This window comes from Flavobacterium sp. FlaQc-28, from assembly GCF_044007415.1.
Taxonomy (GTDB): Bacteria; Bacteroidota; Bacteroidia; order Flavobacteriales; family Flavobacteriaceae; genus Flavobacterium.
This window is the reverse complement of record NZ_JBIPCM010000003.1, coordinates 243269-269380: the sequence shown is the minus strand read 5'-3', so window position 1 is coordinate 269380 and position 26112 is coordinate 243269. Positions and strand designations below refer to the sequence as shown.

The 26112-nt window shown below is 32.4% G+C and carries 21 protein-coding genes; 10 read left to right on the top strand and 11 right to left on the bottom strand.

The features are described from left to right. Positions 1–288: 288 nt before the first annotated feature. The 3 genes from ACHRVL_RS10745 to ACHRVL_RS10735 are packed head-to-tail and all read right to left on the bottom strand — an operon-like array spanning position 289 to position 3290. Entirely contained in the window at positions 289–1656 is a 1368-nt protein-coding gene (locus ACHRVL_RS10745) for an ATP-binding protein (protein ID WP_395412589.1), read from the bottom strand. Further along, entirely contained in the window at positions 1646–2338 is a 693-nt protein-coding gene (locus ACHRVL_RS10740; RefSeq protein ID WP_089055021.1) for a response regulator transcription factor, read from the bottom strand. Before ACHRVL_RS10740 ends, ACHRVL_RS10745 begins: the two co-directional genes overlap by 11 nt. A gap of 34 nt (positions 2339–2372) precedes the next feature. Further along, a complete protein-coding gene (locus ACHRVL_RS10735; RefSeq protein ID WP_395412586.1) occupies positions 2373–3290 on the bottom strand; it encodes a bestrophin family protein in 918 nt (305 codons plus the stop codon). A gap of 221 nt (positions 3291–3511) precedes the next feature. Between ACHRVL_RS10735 and ACHRVL_RS10730 the strand changes: the two genes are divergently transcribed. Further along, the gene (locus ACHRVL_RS10730; RefSeq protein ID WP_395412584.1) at positions 3512–4267 is read left to right on the top strand and encodes a polysaccharide deacetylase family protein; all 756 of its coding nucleotides are present in this window, start codon (positions 3512–3514) and stop codon (positions 4265–4267) included. A 69-nt stretch (positions 4268–4336) separates the two neighbouring features. Here the strand turns inward: ACHRVL_RS10730 and ACHRVL_RS10725 are convergent, their stop codons facing one another. Beyond that, a complete protein-coding gene (locus ACHRVL_RS10725; protein WP_395412582.1) occupies positions 4337–6961 on the bottom strand; it encodes a phosphatidylglycerol lysyltransferase domain-containing protein in 2625 nt (874 codons plus the stop codon). Between the two features lie 374 nt (positions 6962–7335). Between ACHRVL_RS10725 and ACHRVL_RS10720 the strand changes: the two genes are divergently transcribed. From ACHRVL_RS10720 to ACHRVL_RS10700, 5 genes are all read left to right on the top strand, one after another. Then, positions 7336–7857 (top strand): RNA polymerase sigma factor, encoded by a 522-nt coding sequence (locus ACHRVL_RS10720; protein ID WP_395412579.1) that lies wholly within the window; start codon positions 7336–7338, stop codon positions 7855–7857. A gap of 46 nt (positions 7858–7903) precedes the next feature. Then, entirely contained in the window at positions 7904–8113 is a 210-nt protein-coding gene (locus tag ACHRVL_RS10715; protein ID WP_089055026.1) for a hypothetical protein, read from the top strand. A gap of 12 nt (positions 8114–8125) precedes the next feature. Then, positions 8126–8971 (top strand): FecR family protein, encoded by an 846-nt coding sequence (locus ACHRVL_RS10710; RefSeq protein WP_395412577.1) that lies wholly within the window; start codon positions 8126–8128, stop codon positions 8969–8971. A 99-nt stretch (positions 8972–9070) separates the two neighbouring features. Further along, positions 9071–11683, top strand: coding sequence for a carboxypeptidase-like regulatory domain-containing protein (locus tag ACHRVL_RS10705; RefSeq protein ID WP_395412575.1), 2613 nt, complete (start codon positions 9071–9073; stop codon positions 11681–11683). A gap of 4 nt (positions 11684–11687) precedes the next feature. After that, positions 11688–12527 (top strand): DUF4249 domain-containing protein, encoded by an 840-nt coding sequence (locus ACHRVL_RS10700; RefSeq protein WP_395412573.1) that lies wholly within the window; start codon positions 11688–11690, stop codon positions 12525–12527. Between the two features lie 106 nt (positions 12528–12633). Here the strand turns inward: ACHRVL_RS10700 and ACHRVL_RS10695 are convergent, their stop codons facing one another. The 6 genes from ACHRVL_RS10695 to ACHRVL_RS10670 form a co-directional block, all read right to left on the bottom strand. Continuing rightward, positions 12634–15408 (bottom strand): hypothetical protein, encoded by a 2775-nt coding sequence (locus ACHRVL_RS10695; RefSeq protein ID WP_395412571.1) that lies wholly within the window; start codon positions 15406–15408, stop codon positions 12634–12636. 12 nt (positions 15409–15420) lie between these two features. Continuing rightward, a complete protein-coding gene (locus ACHRVL_RS10690; RefSeq protein ID WP_395412570.1) occupies positions 15421–16440 on the bottom strand; it encodes a hypothetical protein in 1020 nt (339 codons plus the stop codon). Continuing rightward, positions 16437–17234 carry a hypothetical protein gene (locus ACHRVL_RS10685; RefSeq protein WP_395412568.1) on the bottom strand — a complete coding sequence of 266 codons (798 nt, stop codon included), beginning with the start codon at positions 17232–17234 and terminating at the stop codon, positions 16437–16439. The genes ACHRVL_RS10690 and ACHRVL_RS10685 overlap by 4 nt, the downstream gene beginning before the upstream one ends. A gap of 33 nt (positions 17235–17267) precedes the next feature. Further along, a complete protein-coding gene (locus ACHRVL_RS10680; protein ID WP_395412567.1) occupies positions 17268–17765 on the bottom strand; it encodes a hypothetical protein in 498 nt (165 codons plus the stop codon). Positions 17766–17951: 186 nt separating this feature from the next. Then, entirely contained in the window at positions 17952–18497 is a 546-nt protein-coding gene (locus tag ACHRVL_RS10675) for a hypothetical protein (protein ID WP_395412565.1), read from the bottom strand. Positions 18498–18784: 287 nt separating this feature from the next. Beyond that, the gene (locus tag ACHRVL_RS10670) at positions 18785–19675 is read right to left on the bottom strand and encodes a helix-turn-helix domain-containing protein (protein WP_395412563.1); all 891 of its coding nucleotides are present in this window, start codon (positions 19673–19675) and stop codon (positions 18785–18787) included. A 358-nt stretch (positions 19676–20033) separates the two neighbouring features. Between ACHRVL_RS10670 and ACHRVL_RS10665 the strand changes: the two genes are divergently transcribed. Next, a complete protein-coding gene (locus tag ACHRVL_RS10665) occupies positions 20034–20777 on the top strand; it encodes a DUF2490 domain-containing protein (RefSeq protein WP_395412562.1) in 744 nt (247 codons plus the stop codon). A 559-nt stretch (positions 20778–21336) separates the two neighbouring features. Further along, a complete protein-coding gene (locus ACHRVL_RS10660; RefSeq protein WP_395412561.1) occupies positions 21337–21720 on the top strand; it encodes a GreA/GreB family elongation factor in 384 nt (127 codons plus the stop codon). A gap of 88 nt (positions 21721–21808) precedes the next feature. On the opposite strand, the gene ACHRVL_RS10655 is transcribed toward ACHRVL_RS10660, so the two are convergent. Beyond that, positions 21809–23293, bottom strand: coding sequence for a PLP-dependent aminotransferase family protein (locus tag ACHRVL_RS10655; RefSeq protein WP_395412559.1), 1485 nt, complete (start codon positions 23291–23293; stop codon positions 21809–21811). 64 nt (positions 23294–23357) lie between these two features. On the opposite strand from ACHRVL_RS10655, the gene ACHRVL_RS10650 reads away from it, so the two are divergent. Together ACHRVL_RS10650 and ACHRVL_RS10645 are read left to right on the top strand one after the other, a co-directional pair. Further along, complete coding sequence (locus tag ACHRVL_RS10650) at positions 23358–25220, top strand: TonB-dependent receptor plug domain-containing protein (RefSeq protein WP_395412557.1); 1863 nt, start codon at positions 23358–23360, stop codon at positions 25218–25220. A gap of 244 nt (positions 25221–25464) precedes the next feature. Continuing rightward, positions 25465–26028, top strand: a complete 564-nt coding sequence (locus tag ACHRVL_RS10645) for a helix-turn-helix domain-containing protein (protein ID WP_395412555.1) — start codon at positions 25465–25467, stop codon at positions 26026–26028. Positions 26029–26112 lie beyond the last annotated feature (84 nt).

The window sequence follows — 26112 nt, the reverse complement described above, 5'->3', positions numbered from 1 at the left end:
TAGTTTTTATTTGACAAAGAAACTCAGTTTGTTTCGATCGGATTTAACGTTTTTGTTAACTTAAAATGATAAAACTATTCCGTGTTATCTTAAAATTACTAAGTTGTTATTTTAATGAAAATGATTTAACGCTTTAAAATCAATGCTTTGTGTAAAACAATGAAAATTAATAGATTAGAGTTAGGTTTAAAGTAGATTAGAAAAAGATTAGAGTGTTAAGCCAGTGTTACGAATTGTAAAAAGGAGTGAAATAATTTAATACAGGTTTCTTGAAAAATAAAGATTTTTTTAAGGAAACAAAAGAGAAAATGAAGTGCCTTTTTGGGGTTGAGAATCTACCGTTATTTTGATATTATGAAGTTTTAGTATCTGCATGGTTATAAAAAGTCCTAATCCTTGTCCTTGTATATGACGTGTATTATCACTTCTAAAAAAGAGATCAAAAATGGCCTCTTTATCATGGTCTGAAATTCCAGGTCCCTGATCTATAATTTTTATAAGAAGTTTATCATTTTCTGAAAAGGCAAAAACATTCACTTGCGCAGGCGATGAAAATTTGATGGCATTGTCTAAGATATTGTACAAAGCTATAAATATCATGTGTTTATTGACGTAAACAGAAAGTAGATCTTCATAATTTGCGACACCGTCCAAATTTACCGAAACTTTAGATTCAGGATATTCAATAGCTTTTTTCTCCAGAACATTCCAGAGAATTTCATCTATTCTCACTGTTTCCATCTGCTGCGGTTCAGAAAGTTCGAGTCCAGATAATACTAATAAACCTTCTAAAGTAGCTTTTAAGTGTAAAGTGTCATTTCGAAGCGATTTTAATATATCCTGATATTGCTCGTTTGTTCTCGGCTGCTGCAGCGAAACATCAATATCTCCAATAATAATGGTAAGCGGTGTTTTTAGTTCGTGAGAAGCATTTTTCAGAAAGTTTTTCTGAATCATAATCCCGCTTTCTAATCTTTCAAGCAGATAATTGAATGTGGTTGCCAGTTCTTTAATTTCGTCTTTATCGCTGGTTTGCGGAATTTCTAATCTAGAATGAAGGTTTTCTGTGGTTATGGTATTTACTTTGGCAATAACTTCTTCAAATGGACGAAATGTTTTTCTTGACAAAAAAGTGCCTAAAAAGTAATTTAAAGGTATACCAATTAAATAGAACAGTAAGAACATTAATCCCAATGTTTCGAGCTGTCTATTGCCTGCACGATCAATTCCCGAAACAACAATTATAAAATCTCCTTGATTGTCTTTATAGAATAATCCAACAAATTGTCTGTCATTAATAGTAAACGACGTCATTTTATTTTTGATTATATGATCTAAATATTGATCATTTAAATCAATATCAATATTGTCGCGTAAATAAAGCTGCTTGGTTTTGGCATCGTAAACCCGAATAGATTCGTTGTCGATTTTATTGTATTGAATTTCAATCTGTCGATAACGCTCGTTGTTGATTTCCTTAATTTCATCTTTTTCAAAGTAAAAAAGGGCAGTAGTCATGGCATGATCTTCAAGAGTATCAATGTACAAATCTTTCATATGACTTTTAAACAAGAAAAAAGCACCTGCCATAAGAAGACCTACCGTAAAGGCAAAAAGCAGAGTAGAATTTAAAGATAGCTTGTTTTTAAGATTCATGACTCTTTTGTTTGAGCATATATCCTGTTCCTTTTATAGTATGAATTAATGGAACTGCGAAGTTTTTGTCTATTTTATTTCTAAGATAATTAATATAAACGTCTACCGTGTTTGATGTTGAATCAAAATCGATACTCCAAACAGCTTGAGCAATTGCAGTTCGAGATAAAGCCTTTTCCCGATTCTTCATAAAAAATATTAAAAGTTTTAACTCTCTGGATGAAAGATTTAATTCCTTTCCGTCTCTCGAAGCACTTTGTTCTTTCATATTAATTTCGACTCCTGCATACGATTGAAAATCTAGAATTCCGTTACTAAATTCGGCACGACGAAGCTGAGCGTTTATTCTTGCCAGCAACTCTTCAAACATAAAAGGTTTTGAGAGATAATCATCGGCACCGGCTTGCAATCCTTTTATTTTTTCTTGTGGTGTATCGAGCGCACTTAAAATGAGAATTGGAACTATAATTTTTCTGCTTCTTAAGGCTTCGCAAACTTCAAACCCTGTTATATCAGGAAGCATAATATCTAGAATGATAATATTATATTCGTTTTCAGTAACTTCTTTTATGGCTTCAAAACCTTTTGCTATTGTTTTAACTTCATAAAGATGTTCTTCAAGTCCTCTTTTAATAAAGGAAGCAACTCTTGGATCGTCTTCAACTAATAATACTTTATTCATAATTAGATATACTTGTAATGCGGGCTATTATAAACTAAGAAATACAATAGTCATTTGAATTTGTTATTGGAGTTACTTTTTTATTGTTCAATTCTAAAAGTGTGTTTTCGATCATTTGCGACATTGCATCTAGAGCAAGATCATTGGGCTGAAGTCCAAAAGGATTTTCTAATTCATCAGCAATTGCTTCAAGCGCTACAAAAGTATAGGCAATAAATACAATTATAAATGGTGTAATCCATCCCATTGTTTCTACAAAACCAAAAGACAATAAAAAACAATAAATGTAAACGGTTCGATGTAATAATACACTATAAGTATAGGGAATAGGTGTACTGGCGATTCTTTCGCAGCCGCCAACTATATCTGAGAGTTTGTTTAGGTTTTCTTCAAAAGCCAATTGTGTTATGCTGTCAATTTTGTTTTCAGATTTGGCATTTTTCACCCAAACACCTAATTCGCGCAAAATGATCACAGGTTTAAACTGAACTTCTTTAAGATGTTCTGCAAGTTCTTTAGGAAGCAGCCGTGTCATGTCTTCTGCAGAATCTGTTTCTCTAAGCTGATGTTTCAAGCTGTAAACAAAAGCAATAAGTAAGTTAAGAAAGTTATCACGTTTTGTTTCATAAGTATTGTCATTAATCAAAGTAATGCTTTGTCTGGCTAGAGATCGAGTATCATTCAGCAGTGCGCCCCAAAGTTTTCGTCCTTCCCAAAATCGGTCATAACTTACACTGTTTCTAAATCCGAGGAAAATAGCCAGTGCAATACCAAATAACGTAAAAATGGCAGGATTAATATGTAAGTTGTATTGAATAAGATAAGGCTTAAAATAAACTACTGTAAAGGAGAATAATAACAATAATACAAGTCTGGGAAGGAGCTGAGGCAAAACAGAACCTTTCCATTCAAAGAGCATTTTAAACCAAGTATCTTTTTTCTTTATAATCATTTGAAAGCGGAGAAATTATTGACCATAAAAATAGTTAAAAGTACAACCTATAACAAGAAAAATAATAGAGAATATAGGATAGTATTATTTATATCATGTGTAAGTAAATGATTTCAAAAAAAGTTTATATTTGGTTCTCAAATTTATCATTCAACAAAAGAATCAAAATTTTATTGTTAACTAATTGATCGTAGTTTATGAAGTTTTTTTTAATCAAAACAATGGCATTTTTACTGTTACTAACTTTTTTAGGCTGCGACAGCAAAAAGCAAAAACCAGAACCAAATTCATATGAGGCTGGCGTAATTTTATCTTTTGATGATGCTTATGTTGATGAATGGTTTGAGGCTGATCAGGCTTTGAAGAAATATGGATGGAAAGCCACTTTTAATGTTTGTAGAATTGATTCTATTGGAGGTCCTCAAATGAAAAAACTGCTGCAGCTTCAAAAAGAAGGACATGAAATTGCAGGCCATGGTTATCATCATTACAATGCGGTAAAGTTTGTACAGCAAAATGGAATTGATGCCTATATGAAGCAGGAAATTGACCCTATGATCGCTTCTATGAAAAAGAAATCTTTTAAGGTGACTTCATTTGCATATCCTTACGGAGAAAGATCTGATGCTCTTGATAAAGCGTTATCTTCCGATTTTAAAATTATTAGAGGAAGAGCTTTTGGAGGTGAAGTTCCAGAAAAACAGGATAGTTATTTTAATAATAAAAAAATAGTATTTGCTTTTGATATTGATAACAGTCACATTCATTTCAGTATTCCTTATGTTTTAGAATTACTTGATTATGCGAAGAAAAATAATAAAATTTTGCTTTTGTGCGGTCATAAACCCGTGAAGAATGTAACTGAAAATTATCAGGTTAAAATTGAAACTTTGGAGTTTATCTGTAAATATATGAAACAGCATGATCTTAAGTTTTATAAATTGTCTGATTTAGACGATCTGCTTCCTACGAAATAAATAGTAGTAGAAGATTAATGGTAACAATCTGAAAATCTGTATTTTTTTTTAGACTTTTAGACGTTCGACTCAACTTTTAATTACTTTTGATAGAACCTGCGGAATTTGAAGCAAGTCGTAATCATCATTAAAAACAATATATTGATTATGCCATGATGGTGAGAATTTGTCTTTAAAATCACGAAGACCTTTATAATGAGAGAATGATTTTAGTTTTTCGTAAGCGTATTTCATTGACTTTTCTTGAATAGTCTGCGGGTTTTCGATTCCGCTCATTGGCGCAAGACCAAGATCTACAAAAGAAACATTTTGTGATTTTAAATGATTAAAAAGTGTTACCATCATAAAGTCGATAATACCATTTGGCGCGTCATTTGTTTTTCGGATTAAGTCGTAAGTACTTTCATTTTTCTTATAATCGGGAATGATATTTAAGAACGCAAGAATTTTACCTTCGCTATTTTCTACCATAATAATGGTTTGTTTTTTGAGTTCTTCCCAAAGAAAAATACCTTGAGAAAAAAGTACTTCTTTTCGTGAAGTTTCGATAAGCCATTGATCGCTTACGGCTTTTATTTGCTGGAGTAAACCATCTTTTATTGGAGGCTCATTAATAACAGCTCGCAAACCTAAATCGGTGATTTTTTTTATAGAATTGCGCAAAGACTTTCTGTTTTGTCCTTCAAGATGAAACTCCTGTAAATCTACAACAGCAGCCTGACCAACAAAAAAGTATTTTTTACCCATTTGAGTATACATTTTTAGGTTTACTTCTGGAATGCGATAAAACATACTTCTTAATCCATAATCATAGCAATATTTATCAAATTCAAGAATGCAAGAACGGATTTCCTGTTCGTTACTTCCAACAGGATTTTCTAGTACAACCGCAAAGTTTCCTGATAATCTATAAGAAAGAAACGCATTTTGATTTTTTGAAATATAAAGCAGTTTATCAAAATAGGTTTTGAAATAATCTAAACTTGAATTACCGTATTGCTCTAAAAGTGCAGCGGCAGTTTCTTTTTCTTGTGCAGTGACAGTGTTTTTTAGAATTGAAGGTTTTACTAATATAAAAATTAAGAAGGCAAAAGAAAGAAAGCCGCTAATTTTGAGTGATAGTAAAAAATGCATCGCAAAAGTTCCTGTTGGATGCAGGTTATCACTGCCAATTAAAAAAAAGTTTTGAAGTGTATATCGAATAGATTCCATAAAACTAAAATCAATGTCAAAATGTTTTTTGTCGAAGAAATAAAAGCCCAGTACTCCATAAATTAAAACGGCTAATATGCTTAATAATGAAGTTTGTAAACCGATAAGTCCAAGTTTTGGATTGGTTTTTATGTAATATTCTTTTCGTGTTCCAATTAAAACGCAAAGCACTAAAAATGCAATAGTAGATTCTTCAAAATCAATGGCTTTAGTAAGGTTTCCAATTAATGAAATTATAGATAATAATACGGCAAACCACCAAGCTATTCGAAGTCCTTTTAGCATAAAAGCTGCCGTTACCAATAGAAATAAACCTGTTGTGAGCACCAAATAGTTTGAGGTATGTATGGCTTCAATAGGCAGAATATCTTTAAGAGTTAAAAGTCTGCTGTGAATGGCAGGCGTTACAACTGAAATGATATTTATAACTCCAAGTACAAACAAAAGTAGCGCAGGAACTATTCGCAAAATCAGTTTTTGGATTCTTGAAGCAAACAAGAATACAGCGGCAAGCAAAGGGAGCCAGAATTCGAAAACACGATAGAATAGTGTTATTGCAACAGCTTCCATATTATTGAATCCATATTTTATTAAAATATAACTCATCGAGACTTCGACGGCGCCAAGACCTCTTAGTAAAGGAGAGACGATTAAAAAGATAACAGCAACTACATAGGCAATTGAAGCGGCTGTGAAGGAAGCTTCTAGCTGCATTGCTTTCATACCAATGTAAATATGTATAATTCCAGTAAGATCAATTAATAAAGAACAAAGTACAATTTTAAGAAAGCTTTTTCTATTGATTTTATGCTGTTGCAAATCGCTTAAAAAAGGTTCTGTTTTTGGAAAACTTTTCAACAGAAATTTGTAAAAACTTCCTTTTTGAATTATCGAATTGATTAAAACAAAAAGTAATGGCAGAATAAAGATAACAAGTGCCAGAACCAGCCATTCGCTGCAGCCAATACTTCCTTTTAGCAGAGAAAAGAGAAATAGAGGTATTGCAAGAAGTACAACTGATAAAATTCCAACAAATCCGTATAAGGCAGAGGCTAAATGAATTTCAGTTTTAGTTGTTCCTTTTTTTGATAAACGTTCAGTAAAGAACAAAAGTGAAGTGATACCGCCGGCAGGAAGAAATACACTTATAAAGTTTCTTTTTATAAACAGAGCATTTGCATCTTTCCAGCTGACTCTGGCGCCAATAGCCGAGAATGAAACGACATATAACAACCCTTGAAGAAAAATATATAGAATTGTAACAAGTAAAGCTATCAGAACCCATTGCGGCTGCGCTGCGATCATGCTTTTTTTTATTTGATACAACTCACTTTGTTCTTCTTTTATAAACCAAAAAACAATTATAAAGAAAACTAAGGTCAAAGTAATTTGACCTAACAATTTTCCGTTTTTTAAGAAAAAAGCAACAATTTGTTTTTGGAGCGAGTGGAGAGCAGTTTTGGTTTTGTTTATCTCTTTCATAAGAAACGGACTTATTTATTTTAGGGTTAAAACAATCTATAAGTTCTGTATTCTATAATTTTTTAACTCTTTTTTTAAAGGAATGATTGCAAATGCTTAAAACTGAATTTTAAAAAGAAAATAACAGTTAAAAATACGCTTATTTTTTGTAAGATAAAAATTTGTGTTTTTTAGAATTATTATAGAAAATGAAGTAGAAAAGAGTGCTTTTTTTGTACTATTTTCTTTTCAGGTTGACCATTTTTCAAATTAAATTCCTGTACTTTGCATCTTAAGATTTACTTAAGAAAAGAAGTAAAAAAGTCTAAGCTGTCGTTTTTTAAATGCAATATTATTTAAGACATTGAGTTAAGACTAAGTATCGTATTTGCATTATGGACAATAGAAAGTTTATATTAAGTTTAAAAAATGGTAATGAGGAGGCTTTCAAAAAAGCGTATCTAAGTTATTATGATAAGCTTATAAGTATTGCCAAACGATTTGATTTTACAGTTCTTACTCCACAGGATTTTATTCAAGAAACTTTTTTAAGACTTTATAATAAGAGAGAATTACTTAATGAGGATGTTTTATTTGACAAGCAATTGTTTACCATATGCAAAAACATCATTATAAATCATGTCAATAGAGAAAACAAAGTAATTCAACTTGATTCGTTACGATTTGAATTTGAAGAGGAAGATACAGATACCACAGTTTTTGAAGAAAGAAAAGAAAAACTGTACAACTTCATAAATCAGCTTCCTGAACAACAGCAAAAAATATTTACACTACATAAACTGGAAAACCTTAGCTATAAGGAGATTGCAGAGCTTACAGAACTTTCTGAAAAGACTATTGCCAATCATATTTATCTTGCCAGTAAATTTATTCGAAAAAAAATAGAAGATCATTAGGAACTTTTCTGTTCTCGTTTGTTATATATAAAAAAGAGAACTTAAAATGCATATTGAATCTTATAAAACAGATGTAAAAAGCAAGGAAGATGCAAGCTTTATGGTTGCGCTTCTTCAGTTTATCATTTCTGATTGTATCATGAATTTTGATTTGGAGGATTCTAATAAAATTCTTCGAATTGAAACCAATAGAGAGATAAAAGAAATGGTTTACGGCGTTTTTAATAAACAGGGATTTCATTGTCAAAAACTTTAGCGCTCAAAAGATATGGATGAAAAGAAATTAGAGGAAGAATTGAAAAAAATATGGGACGAAACTCCCGTTGCGCATTCTGATAGTGAAAAAGAAGCTTCTTGGGAAGCCTTTCAGGCAAAAACATTTCCTGTAAAAGAGAGGAAGTTTAAGCCATGGCGTTATTATGCGGCAGCGGCAGCGGTGCTTGTTTTTATTTTCGTTGGTACTGGAATTTACTTTAATAAAGATGTTACGGCCAGCAGTGTAAATCTTGCTGGAATTACAATCGAAAATTCCACTTCAATATTAAAAATTGTGGCATTGCCAGACAGTTCAAGTGTAGAATTGAGCCCAAATTCTAAAATTGTATATGCCAATAATTTTGCTGTTGACAGAAAGGTTGAAGTTACTGGTCGTGCCTATTTTAAAGTTAAGAAAGATAAGAAACATCCGTTTCAGGTTTTTTGTAATGAAACGACAACTACAGTTTTAGGAACTTCTTTTACAGTTGAAGGTTATACTAAAAAGGTTATGACTGTTGAGCTTTTTGAAGGAAGTGTTGAGATGAGTGTGAAAAACCAAGATAAGAAATGGATACTTAAACCAGGTGAAAAATTTACTTACGGAGAAGAAACTGCTTCAGTTTCTCATTTTAATAGATTTACAGATTTTGATAACGAAAAACTGAGCGTTGTCTGTACTTACATAGAAACAAATTATGGTTATAAAGTGACTATTCCTGAAGAATATCACAGCCAGAGAATTACAGTACGAATAAACAAAAAGGAAGATTTAAAAACAATTGTTCAATTAATATCAGAAATGTATAACCTAAACTTTGAAGTAAATGAGAAATTAAAGCAAATTACTTTTCAGTAGAAAAGAAAAGGATGTCCTAGCCGCGAAACTAAACATCCTTCCCATAGTCAAGACAGCACGAAGCTGTCTATTTAATAATATTCAAAAATACAAAATTTCATGAAGTGTATAATTTCAGCATGCTTTTTTTTATTCAGTTGGTGTATGTGTGCCCAAAACATAAGCGTAACTGTAGATCAAACAGTAACATTAAAAGAATTTTTTAAGCAAATTGAAAATCAAACGGATTATAAATTTGCCTTTACGGATCAAATAAATACCAATCAGAAGTATTTTACTCAAAAAGGGGTTTATAACAATGTAGAAATAAAAGAGCTTATTAATCAGCTTAATAAAACGGCATTGGTTCAATTTTCGGTTGTAGGTAATAATATTTTTGTGAAGCAAAAAGTTTCAAAAGCACCTAAAAAAAAAAATAAGCTGACAGGACAGGTTCTAGATGAAGATAAAGAACCTGTTATTGGTGCTAATGTTTACATTAAAGAGATTGCTGCAGGTGCTTCGACAGATGCTAATGGAATGTTTTCAATGGATTTAGAGAAAGGCACTTATACGGTTGTAATCAGTTATGTTGGTTTCAAAAATAAGGAAAAGCAAGTTACAGTTTCTGATGATACTAAGGTAAGATTCAATATGGAGCCAGACAGTCACGAGCTGGAACAAGTCGTAATTACCGGTAACAAAGCGGTTGATGTTAGAAATACACAAATGAGTGTTAATAAGCTTTCGATGGCAGAGATTAAAAGATTACCAACGGCGATGGGGGAACCAGATCCTTTAAAATCATTATTGACTTTACCGGGTGTTACAAATGCTGGCGAAGCTTCTTCTGGTTTTAATGTGCGTGGAGGTGCTGCTGATCAGAACTTAATTCTTCTGGATGGAGCTCCGGTATATGGTGACTCGCATATGTTTGGATTCTTTTCTATTTTTAATGCAGATGTCGTTAGCGGATTAGATTTATACAAAGGAGGTATTCCGTCTAAATTTGGAGGTCGTGTTTCGTCGGTTCTTGATGTAAGTCAGCAAACAGGAGATCTTACTGATTACAAAGTAAATGGAGGTATTGGTCTAATTTCAAGCCGACTTTTAGTGCAAGGCCCTTTAAAAAAGGATGTTGGTTCGTTTATTATTGCTGGTCGTGCTTCTTATGCTCATTTATTTTTAAAGCTTACTGATATTAAAAGTTCTGTTATGTTTTATGACATTAATGCTAAGTTAAATTATCGTTTAGGAGCAAATAATTCTATTGCTTTTTCTGGTTATATGGGAAATGATTTATTTGATATTAATAATTTTTTTGCCAGTACCTACGGTAATACTATGGGAACGTTTAGTTGGAAACATAGGTTTTCAGACAACTTAAATACAAATCTGTCTCTTTTTTACAGTGATTACAAATTTAATCTGCAAATACCCTTTCAAAAACTTGAATGGGATAGTAAGATTACCAACTATGGTTTAAAATACAACTGGAACCACACGATATCAGACAATTTTAAACTTAACTATGGTATAGACGGTTTGTATTATGATTTTAATCCGGGAACTGTACAGCCGTATGGCATTGATTCGCAGTATAATTATAAACAATTAGATAAAAAATACGCTTTAGAAACTTCTGCATATCTCGATGTTGAGAATCAAATTACAGAAAAATTAAATCTTCGTTACGGACTTCGTTACAGTATGTTTAATCGTTTGGGCGGCGAAAGTATCAATATTTATGAAAATGGAGAAGCAGTAGTTTATAATCCGTTATATCATATTTATGAAGAAGGAACTCCAATTGGAAGTACTTATTACGGAAAAGGAAAAACCATTAGCACTTTTGCTAATTTTGAACCACGAATGGCATTATCATATGCTTTTAATGATGAAACTTCTGTAAAAGCGAGCTACAACAGAATGGCGCAATATATCCACATGTTGTCTAATACCCGTGCTCCTTTGCCTATGACAATCTGGACGCCAAGCGGACCTTTTACAAAACCACAATTGCTGGATCAATATGCAGTAGGGTATTTCAAAAATTTTAAGGATCAAGAGTACTCTTTTGAAGGTGAATTATTTTATAAAAAGATTCAAAACCGCATTGATTACATCGATGGAGCAAATTTGTTAGGTAACAATAATATTGAACAAGATATTTTGAATGGAAAAGCCAGATCTTATGGTATGGAGTTATTATTGAGAAAAAACACGGGTCGTTTTACAGGATGGGTTTCTTATACTTTGTCTAAAGCAGAACAAAAAACACCTGGAAGAACACCTGAAGAACCAGGTATTGCCAATGGCGATTGGTATTTGTCTGGTTATGATAAATTGCATAATTTGAATATTACAGCAAATTACGAATTCAATCCTAAATGGTCTTTCAATGCTAATTTCAGCTTACAATCAGGTCAGCCCGTAACATACCCAAATGGTTATTACGAATTTGGCGGAAGAAACATACCTAACTATACGTTGAGAAATTCAAACAGACTTCCAACTTATCATCATTTAGATATTGGCGCAACTTATACTCCTAAACCAGATAAAAAGAAAGGATGGCAAAGCTATTGGGTATTTAGTATTTACAATCTTTATAATAGGCAAAATGCTGCATCAATCACGTTTGCACAAAATAATGATACAGGAATGAACGAGTCTAGACAATTATCTATTTATGGATTAGTTCCTGGTGTTTCTTATAATTTTAAATTTTAATAGTATGCTTAGATTAAAACAATATAATTTTAAAAGTAAAGCGTTTACGCTATTCAGTCTTCTTTTTGTTTTACTTTTTTCATCTTGTGATAAGGTTGTGGAACTTGATTTAGAAACAGGAGATCCCAAAATAGTAATTGATGCTGAAATCATTTGGGAAAAAGGAACTGACGGTAGTCAACAATCGATAAAAATAACCCGAATGGCTCCTTATTACAGTGCCGCTACGCCAAAGGTTTCAGGAGCACAGGTGAGAGTGGAGAATAGCAATGGAGTTGTTTTTAAATTCAATGAATCTGAGCCGGGTTTATATGTATGTACTAATTTTGTTCCTGTAATTAATATGGAATATAAATTATTTGTAGACGTTGATGGACAGAGTTTAACTGCGACTGAAAAATTAATTAGTGTACCGCCAATTGACAGAATAGATCAGGAATTTATGGCCGATATTACAGGACCAGACCTTATTGTGGTAACATTTTATTATAAAGACCCTGCCGATCAGGCAAATTATTATCTGACAGATTATAAAGCTGATTTTCTGCCTTTTCCGGAATACACATCTACAAGTGATGAATTTATTAATGGAAATGAAATAAATGAAAAATTTACAGATACAGACTTAAAGCCGGGAAAAGTTTTAAATATTACACATCGTGGTATTTCTAAAAACTTCTCTAATTATATGAGTTTAATTCTGGAGGTAACAAATTCGAATCCTTTTGCTGCGGCACCCGGCAATATAAGAGGAAATATTATTAATACCACTGACGCAAACAATTTTGCACTTGGTTATTTCAGGGTTTGCGAAGCAAACCGAATGACCTATACCGTAAAATAAAAATTAGTTTTAAGATTGATTTGTATGTACATCTGGCATTTTATAATGTCAGGTGTATTTTTTTTGCAATAAATCTTAGTAATCTTTAAGTTTGATTTAGATAAATCTATTGTTTTTTAAAACCGCTCGAGCTGAATTTTCTAGTTTCTACACGTTTCTCCTTAATATTCAAAGTAAATTTTATTTCTTTAATAGCATTAGGTTCAGCATTTACAAGCTGATTGTTATCTTCAACCTCAACATATTCTGAAAGACCTGTTTTTTCAAGACTTACAGTGTATGATCCTTTTGGTACATACAACACAAAGTTTCCGTTTTCATCCGTTTTGGTTGTAAATGCTTTTCCGTTATCGCCAATTGCTATAAGCGGCAAACCACCTTTTTTCTTTGTTATATCAAAGCTTTTATCAGTTGTAATGTAAGTTATTGACCCTTTAATGGCAGCTGTTTTATTCAAACCAATAGCAATTTTGGTATCTTTATTTACATTCACTTTTACTTCATCTGCGTACCATTCATTTGTATTAACTGGTTTTACAGAATAGGAACCTGCGGGTAATGATCTGTATTTTAGAATTCCATTAATATCAGTTCTAAAAGCTTTTCCTTCAATTATTACAAGTTGGTTTACAGCTGGTTCGTTTTTGTTTCCCGTTTCATAGTAAATATAAACTTCAAGTTCATTTCTTGATTTATCAATTTTTATAGGATTAAAACGCTTTGTTAGTCCAACTTGAATCGTATTTAAAGTGTTTATACTGGTCGAAAAATCGCTGTAATAATTGTAAAGGAAAATGGTAAAATCTTTTGTTACATCATAATCCAAACGTCCAGTAAACTGAAGTGATTCACTGATTATGCTGTTTTTAGAATAAACCATTCCAACATTAACATTAAGTTTATCATTAAAAAACTTGTGCTGCAGGTTGGGAGAGATGGTAAGATTGGTGTATGTATCGTTGATGCCTAACTGTGAATTGGCAATGATTTCTCCTAAGTAAAAATTATTGTATTGATAGAACGCCAGAAAATTAAAGAATTTCCAGCTGTAAATAAAGTTTGTTTTAAAATGAAACTCTTTGTTTTCAATTGTATTAGCAGAAAAAAGTCCACCCTCAAAAGACAGCGATAAATTTTGTTTTGTAGGTGCATTAAAGTATGTTAAACCCAAAGTCATTCGAGCAGCTTTCATTGAATATTCTTCTGGAGTTAGTGTGCTTGTGAGCTGTTCTTTACGGCTTTCAGTATAGTAATAAGGAGACAGAGATATTACCAATGAAGAAAATCGTCGAGACGCTCCAATGTCATAACGTGCTGTCGAAAAATGTGTAGAGGTAAATTGATTTCCAAATGCTTCTGGTTTTGCCGACAAATAATTATAAACTCCCCAAAGATTATATTTACCTGCAGGCAGATTTATTCGTTCATTTAGGTTTACAACTCCTTTTCTCATTCCCGAAAAATAACCAGAACTAAGGTAGTTAGAACTGCTGTAGAACAAATTTTTAAATTTACCATTAAACTGAAGTTCTCCTGCACCGCCTAATTTGTTTCCAGTTTCCATATTAGAAGTTAGATTACTTATTGCTCCGCCAAATCTAAGGTTGAAATTTTCTGATGTATACAATGAAAAACGAGACGATGCCAGATAGTTCTTAGTTCCAGAATAGGTATCATCATCATAGATAATTGTATTCTCGTAACCTTTTTTCTGCATCCATCCGTTATTGTGCGAGAAAACAGCCCATGCCGATTTACCAAAAGACAAACTAGGATTGTCAATCAGATTAAATGTTTTATCGATTGCACCAGCTTCAATAGTGTTTTTTTCATTGGGTTTATAAAAAGCTTCGGCACCTCTTCCAATTAGATTCATATCAAAAAACTTTGATACGTTTCCAATTGTAGCTCCAAAGTTCTTCTGACTGTATCCAAGCCAAGTATTTCTTAAAAACACTTGATCTGAATTCTCCCACCAGTTCATATCCAAGTTTGCCTGTAAAGTGCCTTTGTTTATTTCGGCTTTAGCATTGGCATACAAAAAATAAGCATTTGTATTGTCGCTGTTATATTGTACACTTGCCGTAACCTGATTAGTTTGGTTGAAATCATAATTATAATCAGGGTTGTATGGCATAACATATCTTCGATCCTGCCTAATAGAACTGGCTCTTACTGTACCATTAGTGATAATATCGCCATTATGATACAGTGCCGTAATATTTATGGTAAAATCCTCTTGATTTAATATAGTCTTGTTTACTATTTTTTTCAAGACTACGATAGTATCAGTAAATGCCTGAATATTGATATCCTTGTTTTCTATGGCACTTCGAGTAATAAAATCAGGATAACGGGCTAAAATGGTGACTTTCTGAGCGGTATTGCCTTCATTAGAAATACGAATTGGTATTGCTAGACTATCACCAGTTCTTTCGTAGATTATGTTTGTTTCCAACAACATAACTTTTACTAGTTTACGTTCACGAATAAAAACGGGTAAAAAAACACTTTTAGTAACTGAAGTTCTAGAGATTGTAAATACGGCTTCTATAGTGCTTTTGTTTCCTGCTTTGGCAGTTGCAGCGACAATAGCTTTTACAGGAATAAAAATACTGTCGTGAGCGGCTAGTGTAATGTTTTTGGGTTTTCGCTGCGAAAGGTAAATATCTTCGTGATTGCTTTGAGCATCAAGAATTCCTTCAATAGGATTAGAGCTGGTGTTTACAATTTTTACGTAAGCTTCTATAACTTCTTTGCTGTTTGTTTCAATTTTATTATTTGTAAATTCTATAGTAAAGGGGCTGTCTTGTGACCAAGCACTTAAACTTGATCCCAAAACAGTAAAAAACAATACTATTTTATAGAATTTACTCAGCATTATAAAAAAGGGTTAATTGGGCATTATTACAAAATATACTCTAGTACTGTATGTTCCAGGATTAACATTTAGTCCCGGACTATTAGCCGGAATGAAAAATTTTACATTGTATGTGATATCCTGAGGCGTACTGCTGGATCTAATCGATACAGGCTGTGTTGTGGTCGATAATGTTACCGGAGAAATTATTTGTAGTCCTTTATAAGTTTGATTTGTGCTTAATTGTAATTTTAAGTTAGAAAGCGGCAGTGTCTGCGATGATGTTGACGATATAAAATCGCCAGAAGCTTCTACAGCCAGCTGCGAATTATAAGTGTTAACTCGTAATGCATTTGGAATTGTAACCGATTTTTCTATGGTGTAATCAGATGGTGTATTGTAGTTTAAGTTAAACTGTTGTGCACCATTTTGTAGTATAACACTTTGACTTCCAAAATTTCCTCCAAAAGACAATTGAAACCTTGCATCACCAATAGGCGAAGTGTAGATACCGATTAATTGTTCTGTTCCGTTACTTATTTTATATAGCTTAAATTCATAGGATGTATTATACATTCCGTTTGGGCTTACCAATAAATGATTTCCGCCTTGAATGGTTAAGTTATATCTAAAAAGCCTGTTTACGGCACCATTTAAGTTTACATTGCTATGAATAAGGGTAATTTCATTGTATTTGCTCAGCTGAAATACTTGGTTTGGAACATTGATAAATATTCCATTTGCTGATCCGCTGTTTTCTTGACTGTTAAATTTTAAATAAGCATATTGCGCACCTACAGTATAAGCACTATTTACTTCACTTGTAAAATCCTGTGTAAGTCTTGCAGTAAGTTTCCATTCATTTACATCCATGTTAGCACCATAATACTGTATTGGAATAGAAATTTGATTGTTTAATGTTTTTCCTGAAACCATTTCTGCATAAGTAGAAAATACAGGCTGCCCATTATTATAGGCACCCAACATATACTGTGCAGCAGCATTATATTGCGTGCATAAGAAAAAAACGATAAAGGTTATTATTTGTTTCATATACTAAATTCTAACTCAGCAATTTTTATAAGGTCGTTCTCGCCATAAGTTAAAATGGCCGAAACGGTGTAGTTGCCTTTAGCAAGATCTGCGGGTAATTGTTGTTTTAGGATTCTAATGTCCTTTGGAAGTGTGTAAAATTCAGATTCTTTTAAAGTGCTTTTTTTACCAGTGCTATTATTAAATAATTCCCATTTTACCTTTCCATCAGTCCATAAATCGCCCTGATTTTCGATTTTTAATTCAATGATTTTGTTTTTATTATCATCAGCGTAACTTGTAAAATCAACAAAATCAACAACAACTTTATTTTCTTTAATAAAACTATGATACACTTTTACACCCATTCTTACGGTTACTTGTATAGCAGCACCGTTTTGATCTGTTGCCGTTCCGGGATTAAGCTGCGTAAAGAAAATCATACCCGTATGAACAGGCACAGAGGAATTGGCAGCTGCAGGAACTTTAAAAAGCACCTCAACTTGTTTAGTTTCACCAGGTTTTACAACAAAGTAAGACGACGGTAATATTTGTATCCAATCTGTGCATGAAGTAGGAAGCGTATTTGCCGGTACAATTTTATTGTTACCCGATGGCTCATATTCCCAATCGCTAAAAGAAACACCCACTTCAAGCTCTTTATCCGTAGGATTTGTTAAAGATACATATTGAGAACCTGATGCTCCAGAGTTTAATTTATAATATAAACGTCCTGGCGATACAGATATTCCTGCCTGAGCTTGAATCTGATTTGCCATGAATAACCCAACTAAAACCAATATAAAATTCTTCATATTTTTATTGTTTGTTACTAGTAAATATATCAATTATTGCGGAATTAGGGTGTACATAATTGTAGTACTATAGGTGCCTGATTCGCGATTAAGATAACTTGGTGATTTTGTTTCGGGTATTGCGTAGTTCACATGAAATCCGCGTCCCCATTCTCCTGCGGGAGATTTTATAATAGTTGCAGGCAGCGCCGAAAGCATAATTTGAGGCACTACTCGAAGTCCAGCGGGCGGCTGAGCATTAGAATTTGTAAGGCTGCCGGTTTCTGTTTTTACAGCAATTGTATTTACAGGTAATGAAGTGCTATTTCCATTATGAGAAAAATATTCCGTGCTTGCTTTTACAGTTACTTCATATGCACTGCTTGAACTCACTTTTATATGATTGGTTTGCTGTCCAGAATCATTTCCCAGAAGGAAATGAGAAGGCTTAGCCATACTTATGTTAACAGCTGGCTGAGAAATTTGTATGCTTTGTACCTGCGCAATAGTCACATTTACCTGTGTTTGCGCAGAGCCTATATTTTGTGCCATTGTGGCTATAGGACAAAGCAGTAAAAATAAATCTTGTATGTTTTTAAGAGTTTTCAAGCCTAATTATATTCCTAAAATGGTTAAACAATACCCCTCAGAAAACAACTAATTCTGAAAATAATAGAGATAAAAACGGCACTAACCGCATAAAGCAGATTAGTGCCATTTTATTAAAAGTTTTTATTATTAGTTTGCTACTATAGTATAAGTAAGCAAAGTACTGTAAACAGCTTCAGGTTTGTTTAAGTATACAGGAGCACTTACTGGAGGAATAGTGTACTGTACATTAAATCCGCGAATATCGCCTGTAGTTGATGAAATAAGTTCAACTGGCGTAGTTACACTAAGTGCTGGAGCATTTGCAGGGAAAGCTGCGTTTGATCCTGCATCAATACTGCCTGGAGCACCAGAAAAAGTTCCCGGTGTAGTTTTAACAACAACAGTCGATACTGGAATAACATCATTACCAGGTGATGTCAAGTCTGTAGCAGCCTGAATAGTTACTTTGTAACCATTAGTTGCGCTTACTTTAACATGATTAGGTAAAGAACCTGTAGTGTTACCTTCTGTAAAATTAGCTGCAGTATTCATTGCGATAGTAACTGTTGGATTAGTCACTTCGATAGAATAAACGTTTGCAAGATTTACGTTTAAATTAGTTGTTTGAGCAAAAATAGAATTTGTCGACAACGCAATAATTGCAAATGATGCAGCCATTAAAAAATTTTTCATTTTATACATTTTTTTTAGTTTAAGCCCTTTTTGGTTTAGGCTTATTATATTTGGTGTAAAATTACTTTCGTGCAGAACGAAAGTCAAAGTCAAAAAGGGTGTATTTGGTGTCATTTTGCTGCAAACACTACTTTTAACTTTTGTTTAAGAGGCATTATAACAATAAGTTAAAATAAGGTATGCGAAAACTGCAGCAAAAAAATCCTTAAAAGGACTGCTGTAGAAAAAAGAGGGATTTTTAGGTTAAGATTTGGGGCTTACAGCCAGGGTTTTAGCAGCAATTTAAACTATAGTTTACTTTTGGGGATGTAAACTCTTTTTTCTTCAAATTGTGTTCTGTAATTTTTGGGAGATATTCCAGCGGCATTGGTAAAAAAACGAATGAAATTGCTGGGGTCCAAGAAGTGGAGTTGAAAAGCTATTTCTTTAACACTCATATTAGTATATCGAAGTAAACGTTTACTTTCAATTACAATTTCTTCCGTAATTACCTTCTTTGGAGACATGCCATAAATCGCATTGCATATTTCGTTCAACGACTTTACGGGTATATTAAGCAAATCAGCATAATCTTTAACAAGTTTAAGCTGTTTCAGATTATCTTTTACCAATTTTCTAAAGTGATTGGCAATATTGACATCTCCTTTCTTAAAGGTTTCGATTGGACTGTAAGCTCTGTCTAATAATTCTTTCTGAGAGAACAGCAACAAACGTTCTACAGTATTATGAGCAAAATGATACATTAAGTCATCAAATGGCTTTCTGCACAAATGTGAAAGTGATTGATAGTATTGCTCAATGATCTTTCTTAAAGAGTTGTGCAGTTTATATTTTAACGCATGTTCTGAATTAAAAAAAACGCAGGAGGTCAAAAACTGTCTGTCAAGATCTGTTCGACAATAAAAATCTTCATTAAAACAAACAAGAAGCACTTCAAAACTAGTTTTGGTATCAATACTGAATACTTGATTTATGCCTACAAAGCCACATTCAAATTTGTTTATATCGATTAGGTTATTATCGACATTTAGAGTTAACTCTCCAGATTTTAACCAGAACATTTGATAGAATGAACTTCTAAGGGATGTATTCAGGAGTGGACTTTCTTGAGATTTAATTAAATGTACGCTGTATCCGCTAGGGAAGTGTTTTTTGTCAAGGGTAAGAATTTCAATCATGTTGTTTTTGTAAAAGTCAATGTAACTCCTAAAGATAGCAAAATTGATGCAAATTGATAGGTATAGATTGAAAAGAAATTTATAGAAACACCCCTGTTTACAAGTAGTTAAGTGCTAGTTTTTTAGTGTTTTATTTGATAGATTTATTGCAAAATTGCAAAAGAATAGAATCAAGAAAAGAATTTAACTGGATCATCAATTATAGAAATTAATCATAGGAATTGAAGTTTGTTATTTTTGATAAAGAAAAACTCATAAAGTTTGATTTTTACAAATAAAATGAGAATTAACACTGTATAAAGCGGGATTAAATTATAAATTATATAAATTAGCAATTCCTCATATAATTTGATAAAAAATGATTTTTAGATTACCTCTCATCAGCTTATTAAGCCTGTTTTTTCTACTCTTAAGTACAATTGCAAATGCCCAGACACAAAACACTTTTACAGGGTGGGGCGCATTATTTTCGAGTTATAAGTTAAATAATAAATTCAGCATTCATTTTGACGGACAAGCAAGATCTACAGATGAACTAAAAGATCTGCAGTCTTATATTATTCGTCCAGGATTAAACTATCATGTAAAGGACAACATGATTGCAACAGTAGGTTATGCTTATATAGGAAATTATAGAAGTGTTATGGATGTTGATGGCTGGATACCTGAACACAGAATATGGGAGCAGTTTATTTACAATCAGAAATTTACATTATCTAATCGTCCAGTTACTTTGCAGCACCGTTTTAGATTAGAGCAGCGCTTTATGGGACAGCCGGTGATTGATCAAAACGAACTTGTGACTGATAATTTTGAGTTTGCACAGCGATTACGCTATTTTGCTCGTTCCATTTTTCCGTTATCCCAAACAACTAATTTTAGCAACGGAGCATTTGTAGCATTACAGAATGAAATTTTTGTGAATATTCAAAATGCTCCAAACGACAGTTTTTTTGACCAAAATAGAGCTTATTTAGCATTAGGATGGCGATTAAGCCCTAAGTTTGATATTGAAGCAGGTTATATGAATCAGTACATTCTTGGTAAAAATGTCAATACCGTAAATAATATAGTGCAAGTAGCAGCTTATGTAAGGCTTTAAACGTATTCAATACTTATAAAATTTAAAACATTCCAAGAAGAATTTTTCTTTTTGGGATGTTTTTTTATGCAATACAATTTTTATCATTTGCAGTTAGATTTGTTTACATAAAATTTAGTTTAATTAAACTAATTATTATTTGTATATAAATATTTGTAAAACATGAAATTACATACAACTATTTGTGTTTATACTTTAAATAATTTGATTTTCATTTTTGATTTTTTTTCTTTCAAAAAAAGAGGTATCTTTGCGAAGTTAAATACAAGTACAATAATGACAACTTCAAATTTTTATTTAAAAAATAATCGCTTGATGCGCCTTATGGGCACGTTATTATACTTGCATGACGATACTTTCTTAAAAAGTTCCAAAGAGTTTATTAATTAAGCCCTGTCAAAACTCTAGACAGGGATTCTTTCATTCGGAAAGCTCATTTTATTTAATCTTCAATTTTTATTTAGGATTATGATTTCATTGAATTCAAACATACAAGAGCTGCAAAAGTTCAATGATGAGTTGTATGTCATACCTATGAGAATGGAGCAAACAGAAAGTTATGTCAGTAAATCAAAACATCATTTTAACAACAGGAATATACGATTTAATTAAAGATCACGTAAGAAGAAAGAAAGTAACAATAGAAGAAGAAAAATTATTACTTTTTGAACTTAAAAAAGCAACACAGGTACTAAGAAGAGATTTACCAGAAGATATTGTATCAGTAAATCGAAGAGTAACTTATAAAGATCATGCAACTAATGAAGAAAAAACAGTTGTGTTTGTAGGTCCTGAAAAAACAAAAGTTAGTAAAAACAAAATTTCAATTCTTTCAGATGAAGGTATTGCAATGGTAGGATACAAAGTAGGTAATCTAGTAGAATGGCCGGCTAAAAAAGGAGATTTGAAACTAGAAATCCTAAAAGTAGAAGAAGTAGCTTAAATTCTTTTTTAATTAAAAAATATCCCATAAGGAATCTTTCTTTATGGGATATTTTTTTTGATTGATATTTAGTCTAGAAATGACTAGTTCAAATAATCTCTTTGAGAGATTTACTCAAAATAGCAACCGAATTTTCCATTTCAACTTCATCTAAATGCCCAAATCCTAAGCGTGTAGCAGTTAAATCTTTCGTTTGATACAAAATTGTTTTTGGCAGGAATAATCCATTTGCAATACATTGCTTTTGAAACTTTATTAAATTAAAGCTGTCAAGCCATTCTACCCAAATAGCCAAACCTCGAACAGGAATTTGAAACTTGATCTTTCCCTCTAATTTTTCCTTTAACAATGAGACAAAATAATCTCGGCGTTCTTTATAGATTTTTTTATTCTTTTTTGAAAGACGGTGAACTTCACCTTCTATAATCCATTCCGTTAAAACTTGTTCTTTGATAACATCAATGTCGGGTTCCAGAATATTTTGATGTTTCTCTAATTCCTGAATAAACTCCGCAGGGGCAGCGATAAAACCGTAACCAAAACCTGCTGGTAAAGACCTTCCAAATGATCCAATATAAACAACTCTTTCATTAGACCCTAAAGCCGCCAAAGGTAATACAGGGTTATTATCATAGTGAAAATCAAAATCGTAATCATCCTCAACAATGACAAATCCATATTTATTAGCTAGTTCAAGCACTTCCATTCTTCTTTTGGCGCTAAGAGAAGTCGTCGTTGGATAATGATAATTAGACGTAAGATACAATAATCTGATTTCTTGAATTTCGCAGATTTGCCTTAAGTGTTCCGTATCGATTCCGTCTTTATCAACTGGTATTGAGATTATTTGTGCGCCGCTGTCAGACAATGTCATATTCGACATATAATACCCCGGAGAAGCAACAACAACTTTGTCATTGGGTGAAATAAGCAATTTTGTAACCAAATACAAGCTGATTTCATGACTTGATGTTGTGAGCAAATTTGACGTAGAAATGCGTATGCCGCGTGTTAAATTTAAAAAATTAGAAAATTGAGTTTTAAAATTTAGATGAGATAGTGTCTGAATTTGTTCCCAAGTTTCTGTATATTTTTTTCTCTTTAATTTAGAAACATAAAGCCTTGCCAGAACATCAGTTTGAACAAGTCGCAAATCAGGCAAACCGTCGTTAAATTGATATGGTAAGGTACTGGTTTCTTTAGGGGTTTCAAGAATTGCAGAACGTTTAAAAGTAAAAGGCTGGCTTGTTTTTGAAGTATTTCGATCTTCAGTAAATGCAAATTCAGCTTTGTTTTTTTGTTTTTTCTCAGATAATATAAATGTTCCTTTATTAGGTAAAATTTCTATCCAGCCTTGCAATTCTAAGTCCTGAAAAGCTTTGATTAGTGTGTTTCTATTAACCTCTAATAATTTACATAAAATACGTGTTCCCGGAAGTTTTGTACCTTCAGGAAGCAACCCTGTTTGTATCGCTTTAATAAACTCAAAAACAATCTGTAAATATACAGCAGTTGATTCTTCAGGCTTAAGCTGAATGAAACTTTTGAAGGGAATTTGAACCGGACTATCCATTTTTATAAAACTGGTACACATTAGTAGTACGGCAAGATACTACTTTTGCAAAAAATTAAAAGAAATGACAAAGATTTATTTTGCTTTATTTGCCTTTATGAGCATTGGTGGATATGCTCAGGTGCAAAAAGACACTATTAAAATTGACGAAGTAATAATTAACGAAAACAGATTTAGCACGCCTATATCTAAAAAAAATAGAAATGTATATGTAATTGATAAAGCTGCGATTGAAAAATTGCCAGGGAAAACAATTCAAGAAGTTTTACAATATGCCAATGGGGTAGATTTAAGACAAAGAGGCCCATTTGGAAGTCAGGCGGATGTGAGTATTGATGGGGGAAGTTTTGAGCAGACTGTCGTGCTTATAAATGGTACTAAAATTATCGATTCTCAAACGGCGCACAATATGCTTAATCTGCCGATTCCCGTTGAAGTGATCGAAAGAATTGAAATAATTCGAGGGCCAGCAGCACTTACTTATGGAATAAATAGTTTAACTGGAGCGATAAATATTATAACCAAAAAGCCAACTCAATCTGGTTTTTTGATAAATACTTATGCGGGTTCTAATTTTGAAAAAGATACTCAAGATACTGGAGATACATTTTACGGAACTGGAATTCAGGCTGGAGGAGTTTTTAGCAAAGAAAAACAACAGCATTCACTTTTTGCTTCACATGATAAGAGTAACGGATATCGATACAATACGGCTTTCGAAAATAATAAAATATTTTATCAGGGCAATTTTCAGATTAACGACAACAATGAAATTTTAAGCTCATTTGGTTACATTAATAACGGATTTGGTGCAAACGGATTTTATGCTGCTCCGGGTGATAGAAATTCGAGTGAGGTTGTGCAAACCACATTTGCATCTGTACAGTCGAAACATCAATTATCAAACAAATGGGCACTTATGCCTCGAGTGAGCTATAGATATAATTATGATGATTATCGTTATTTTGGAATTTCGAACTTAAAAGCAGGCAGAAGTCAGCATTATACCAATTCATTAGCTGCAGAAGTTAATACAACCTATAAAATGGAAAAGGGAGAGCTGGGCTTTGGTGCCGAAGTACGATCTGAAGATATCAGCTCGTCTAATATTGGTGATCATGATAGAGAAAATTTTGGAGTTTATCTGCAATACAGAACTACTTTTATTGAAAAGTTGGATGTGAATTTAGGTACTTATCTTAATTATAATTCAGATTACAAATGGCAGGTTTATCCAGGACTTGATGCAAGTTATGCGGTTACAAATGCTTTTAAAATTGTTGGAAATATTGGAACAAGTCAGCGCATACCATCGTTTACAGATTTGTATTTGAATCAACGTCCGGGGAATATTGGTAATCCGAATTTGGTAACCGAAAATGCATTTCAGAGCGAGATTGGATTCAAATATACAAAGCAGAATTTTAGTTTTAATGCCAATTATTTCTACAGAAAGATCAGCAATTTTATAGATTGGACAAGAGATGTTACTACTCAGCCATGGCAAAGTAATAACTACGGAAATCTGAATACAAATGGTTTTAATTTGCGTACAAATTATAGAGTTAATTTTTCTAGTGATTCTAGGTTAAACATTAATCTGGCATACTCATATTTAGATTTTAAATTTCAAGATGTTATTGATGATTTGTATGCTAAATATTTGGTTTCATCTCTCGAACATCAAATAACAAATACAATCGATTTTCAACATAAAAAATTTACAGCCTTATTTGCTTCTCGTTTTAATAAAAGGATAACAGGTCCATCTTACTGGATTAATGATTTTAGAGTAAGTCAAGCCATAAATAAACTAACAATTTATGTTGATGCACAGAATATCTTCAATGCTAAATATTATGAAGTTGGAGCAATTCCGCTTCCTTCAAGATGGTTTAGCTTGGGAGTAAAATTTGTGACTTTTTAAATATCATAGATTAAATCTTTAAAATCGCAAAGAGCGCAAGGGATTACGTAAAGAACACAAAGTTTTAGCGTAATCCCTTGCAGTCTTTGCGGTAAAATCTTTCGCAATAGCATCTCAAGAAATTAAACTCGTCAACATTTGGGATGGTTATTTAAACAGTTGGTATTTATAGAATGATTAATTGAATTTTATTGGTAGATTTGTTAATACTATTTATTTACTAAAATCCAGATCTAATAAGGCTATGAGTACATTATTCGTGAAAAACATGGTTTGTAATCGATGTATAATGGTAGTTCAAAATGAACTCGAAAAACTCGGTTTAGACTTTACAAATATCAAACTTGGAGAAGTAAGCCTGACAAAAGAACTTAGTTCTGACGAAAGAAATTTGCTTGAAAAAGCCTTAGTTTCTTTAGGTTTTGAGGTAATTGATGATAAAAAAAGCAGGATAATCGAAAAGATAAAAAATATTATCATCGATTTAGTACATCATCAGGATAATGACACAAAGAATAATTTATCAGATATATTAAGCGAAAAAATCAATCATGATTACAATTATCTTTCAAATTTGTTTTCTGAGGTTGAAGGGACTACGATAGAAAAATATTTTATTGCTCAAAAAGTCGAAAAAATAAAAGAACTTTTGGTTTATGATGAGTTATCGCTGAGCGAAATAGCTTTGCGTTTAAACTATTCGAGTGTTGCGTATTTAAGTAATCAATTTAAGAAAGTAACGGGATTAACGCCAAGTCATTTTAAGCAGATTCGATCAGAAAAAAGAAAGCCGCTGGATAAGGTTTAAGTAAATGTTACAAATCAAATCCATAATTACGCAATAAAACTTACTGCTATTGTTGCCAACTTTGCATAATAAATTACAACAAGT